General features: G+C 61.1%; 4 protein-coding genes and 1 pseudogene. 2 read left to right on the top strand and 3 right to left on the bottom strand.

What is annotated here, in order from left to right; genetic code table 11:
• Positions 1-151, top strand: a 151-nt coding sequence (locus tag HT737_RS26435; protein WP_182404312.1) for a TRAP transporter large permease subunit, incomplete at its 5' end; no start/stop codon positions are given.
• 103 nt (positions 152-254) lie between these two features.
• On the opposite strand, the pseudogene HT737_RS26430 reads toward HT737_RS26435, so the two are convergent.
• From HT737_RS26430 to HT737_RS26420, 3 genes and pseudogenes are all read right to left on the bottom strand, one after another.
• A pseudogene (locus tag HT737_RS26430) lies at positions 255-1,056 on the bottom strand (sulfite exporter TauE/SafE family protein).
• Positions 1,057-1,065: 9 nt separating this feature from the next.
• Positions 1,066-2,310, bottom strand: a complete 1,245-nt coding sequence (locus HT737_RS26425; RefSeq protein WP_182404311.1) for an FAD/NAD(P)-binding oxidoreductase — start codon at positions 2,308-2,310, stop codon at positions 1,066-1,068.
• A gap of 168 nt (positions 2,311-2,478) precedes the next feature.
• Positions 2,479-2,820: a helix-turn-helix transcriptional regulator gene (locus tag HT737_RS26420; protein ID WP_003224002.1), complete on the bottom strand. Its 342-nt coding sequence runs from the start codon at positions 2,818-2,820 to the stop codon at positions 2,479-2,481.
• 91 nt (positions 2,821-2,911) lie between these two features.
• Here HT737_RS26420 and HT737_RS26415 point away from each other — a divergent pair, with 91 nt between their 5' ends.
• Complete coding sequence (locus HT737_RS26415) at positions 2,912-3,775, top strand: MBL fold metallo-hydrolase (RefSeq protein ID WP_182404310.1); 864 nt, start codon at positions 2,912-2,914, stop codon at positions 3,773-3,775.
• Positions 3,776-3,827 lie beyond the last annotated feature (52 nt).

Here is a 3,827-nt window from a genome sequence, read left to right as displayed (position 1 = left end):
GGTGCTGTTTGTCGGTTCGGCGGTGGGCAAGGTCAGTATCGAGCGCACCGTGAAAGCGCTGCTGCCGTTCTATGCCGTGCTGTTTCTGGTGTTGATGCTGGTCACTTACATCCCCGCCATTTCCCTGTGGCTACCGCACTTGGTGTTGTAACAGCCTGAAAGATCGCAGCCTCGTTTCACTCGACAGCTCCTACATGGGAATGCGATTCCTGCAGGAGCTGCCGAAGGCTGCGATCTTTTTGATCTGCCAACATTCAGGCACGCAACAACATATACCCCGCCACCAACAGACACACGCTGGCAAACCCCACCTGTAATGTCCGCGCCGGGACCCGCGCACAAAGCTTGCGCCCGATGATCATGCCGACGATGCTGGCGACGATAAACGCCGCGCCTTGTGCGTCAATCCGCACGCCTGCGTGAAACGATCCGATCACGCCAATCGCCGAAATCAGGCTGATCACCATCAGCGACGTCGCCACGATCCCGCGCATCTGCACATCGGTCAGTTGCTTGAACGCCGGCACGATCAGGAACCCTCCGCCGACGCCGAGCAAGCCCGAAACCACGCCGGTCACCGCGCCCAATACCGCAAGAGTCGCGGTGCATTTGGCGGTCCAGTCGAAGCGCCCGGTCTGTTCATTGAGCATGCAGTTCTTCTGCCCCCAGCTCGCGTGGCCGTGGTCGCTCGGTCCCTCTTGCGCACGCTCGCGGCGCAACATGCGCCAGGCGACCATGACCATCAGCAGGCTGAAGAGGATCATCAGAACCTGCTCCGGCAACTGATGCGCGAAATAGATCCCCAGCGGCGAAAACACCGCGCCAAGCGCCGCAATCAGCAGTGCCGCGCGATAGCGCACCAAGCCATGACGCAAACCGTCGATGGCACCGACGGCTGCCGCACTGCCCACCGCGAACAACGCCACGGGCGCGGCCTGAGTCATGCTCCAGCCGAGGCCGAGCACCAGCGCCGGCACCGCGAGAATCCCGCCGCCCGCCCCCGGTCAGCCCGAGAATCAGCCCCATCAACACGCCAAACAGACTTGCCAGCAACATAGGGAGTTCTCAGTCGACGTTGGACAAACCGGTCAGCCACTCGCGGCCCTTGAGCATGCCGTTCCAGTAGAACCACGGCAGCAGCGTCGCCTTGAGAAACCACGCCGAGCGGCGCGGCACGGTCGCATCAAGGGCGAAGGTCGGCAGCAACTTCCCGCCGTAACCGAACTCGGCGAGGATCACCTTGCCCTTCTCCACCGTCAGCGGGCAGGAACCATAGCCGTCGTACTTCAGTGGCAACGGCTGCCGCTTGCGCAGCGCCAGAAGGTTTTCGGCGACGACCACGACCTGCTTGCGCACGGCGGCAGCGGTTTTTGCGTTAGGGGTGCCGCAGATGTCACCGAGACCAAACACTTCGGGGTAACGCGGATGTTGCAGGCTGTGCGGATTGACTTCGCACCAGCCGGCGGCGTCGGCCAGCGGGCTCTGGGCGATGAAGTCCGGCGCGACTTGCGGCGGCACGACATGCAGCAGGTCAAAGGTTTTCGCCTGTGTGGTGACGTTGCCGTCAGCGTCCTTGATCTCGAACCAGGCGGTTTTCGCCGGGCCGTCGACCCTGACCAGATTGCTGTTGAAGGCCAGTTGCGCATTGTACTTCTCGATGTACTTCATCAGCGGCGGGACGAAGGTCGCGACACCGAAGAGTGCAGCACCGGCGAGGTTGAACTCGACGTTAACGTTATTCAGCACAGCGGTCTTGCGCCAGTAATCGCACGACAGGTACAACGCCTTCTGCGGCGCGCCAGCGCATTTGATCGGCATCGCCGGCTGAGTAAACAGCGCCTTGCCGCCGCGCAGTTTCTGCACCTGATCCCAAGTGTACTGCGCATGCTGATAGCTGTAGTTGGACGTCACGCCATGCTGGCCGAGGCTTTCCTGCAGGCCTTCGATTTTCTCCCAGGCCAGACGCAGGCCGGGGCAGACGATCAGGTTCTGGTAGCTGACGCGGCGTTGATCGTTGAGCGTGAGGTGACGTGTGTCGGGATCCACCGCTGTCACCGCCGCCTGAATCCAGGTGGCCTGACGCGGCATCACTTTGCTCATCGGCCGCACGGTGTCCTTGACGTCATAGGCGCCACCGCCGACCAGCGTCCACGCCGGTTGGTAGTAGTGGTGGGCGCTCGGCTCGATCACGGTGATGTTCAGAGTGGGATCACGCTTGAGCAGACTGGCGACAAAACCGATGCCGGCGGTGCCGCCGCCGATGACCACGATGTCTGCACTGATGGATGGGCCCCAGTGTTGATCGTTCATTGCTTGTTCCTTATTGCTGCACGCAAGGATTTTCCGGCCAATCTACAAATGCCCTGTGGGAGCGAGCCTGCTCGCGAAGGCGATGTGTCAGTAGGTCAAAGTATTGACTGATACACCGCTTTCGCGAGCAAGCTCGCTCCCACAGGGGATGTAGGTGTTGGCTGACATTTATGGGTGGCCCCAGCTCTTGAGCACCGCCCCGCAATACAACCCGGACAGGGTCTTCATCACCTGAATCACTTCAGGGCTGGCCAGGCCGTAAAAGATGTATTTGCCTTCACGGCGGGTCGCCACCAGGCCTTCATCGCGCAGGATGCCCAGTTGCTGGGACAGCGTCGGCTGGCGCACACCGGTCATTTTTTCCAGCTCGCCGACGTTGCGTTCGCCCTGAGTCAGCTGGCACAGGATCAACAGACGGTCCTCATTGGCCAACGCCTTGAGCAGCGCGCAGGCCTTGGAGGCGGAGGCCCGCAATTGGGCGACTTCACATTCGGTCAGACTGGATTGCATTTGCATGATGCCTTCAACGTCACTTAAGCTGCGAACATTATGTTTTTAGATAAAGTGTTGCAACCCATTTCCCTGATTCAGGTTGGTGTCCATGCCCGCGCAGATTGAAGCTTTCCTCGACCCCGCCTCTTCGACCTACAGCTATGTGGTCTATGAAGCCGATGGCGGGCAATGTGCAATCGTCGATCCGGTCCTCGATTACGACGGCGCCGCCGGTCGTACCTGCACCGTACAGGCCGACAAAGTCATCGCCTTCGTTCGTGACCACCGTCTGCAGGTGCAATGGCTGCTGGAAACCCACGCCCACGCCGACCACCTGTCCGCCGCGCCGTACCTGCGCCGCGAACTGGGCGGCAAGATCGCCATCGGTCAGTCGATCAGCAAAGTGCAGAATGTGTTCAAGGCGCTGTTCAATCTGGAGCCGGAATTCTGCGTCGACGGCTCGCAGTTCGATCACCTGTTCGCGCCGAACGAGTCGTTCAGGATCGGCAATCTCAAAGCCACCGCCCTGCACGTCCCCGGCCACACCCCGGCGGACATGGCCTACCTGATCGACGGCGAGCAGATCCTGGTCGGCGACACGTTGTTCATGCCCGATGTCGGTACCGCCCGCTGCGACTTCCCCGGCGGCGATGCGCATCAGCTGTTCAACTCGATCCACAAACTGCTGGCCTTCCCCGCCAGCGTCAAACTCTACGTCTGCCACGACTACCCGCCCGAAGGCCGCGCCGCGCAGTACCAGACCACGGTCGGTGAGCAGCGCAAGAGCAATATTCATGTGCATGACGGGATCGACGAGGCGGCGTTTGTCGAGATGCGCACCAAACGCGATGCCGGGTTGGGCATGCCGACGCTGTTGCTGCCGGCGATTCAGGTGAATGTGCGGGCGGGGAATTTTCCGGCGGCCGAGGACAATGGTGTGGTTTACCTGAAGGTGCCGATCAACAAGCTATAAAAGCAAAAGATCGCAGCCTTCGGCAGCTCCTACAGGGACATGGTTTGTGCGT

Source organism: Pseudomonas sp. MD195_PC81_125 (assembly GCF_014060985.1).
Taxonomy (GTDB): domain Bacteria; phylum Pseudomonadota; class Gammaproteobacteria; order Pseudomonadales; family Pseudomonadaceae; genus Aquipseudomonas; species Aquipseudomonas parakoreensis.
This window is presented reverse-complemented; position numbering and strand designations above follow the sequence as displayed.

Bases quoted from the DNA above. Each gene is read 5' to 3' on its own strand.
- HT737_RS26425 (WP_182404311.1), bottom strand. From the start codon at position 2,310: ATGAACGATCAACACTGGGGCCCATCCATCAGTGCAGACATCGTGGTC.
- HT737_RS26420 (WP_003224002.1), bottom strand. From the start codon at position 2,820: ATGCAATCCAGTCTGACCGAATGTGAAGTCGCCCAATTGCGGGCCTCC.
- HT737_RS26415 (WP_182404310.1), top strand. From the start codon at position 2,912: ATGCCCGCGCAGATTGAAGCTTTCCTCGACCCCGCCTCTTCGACCTAC.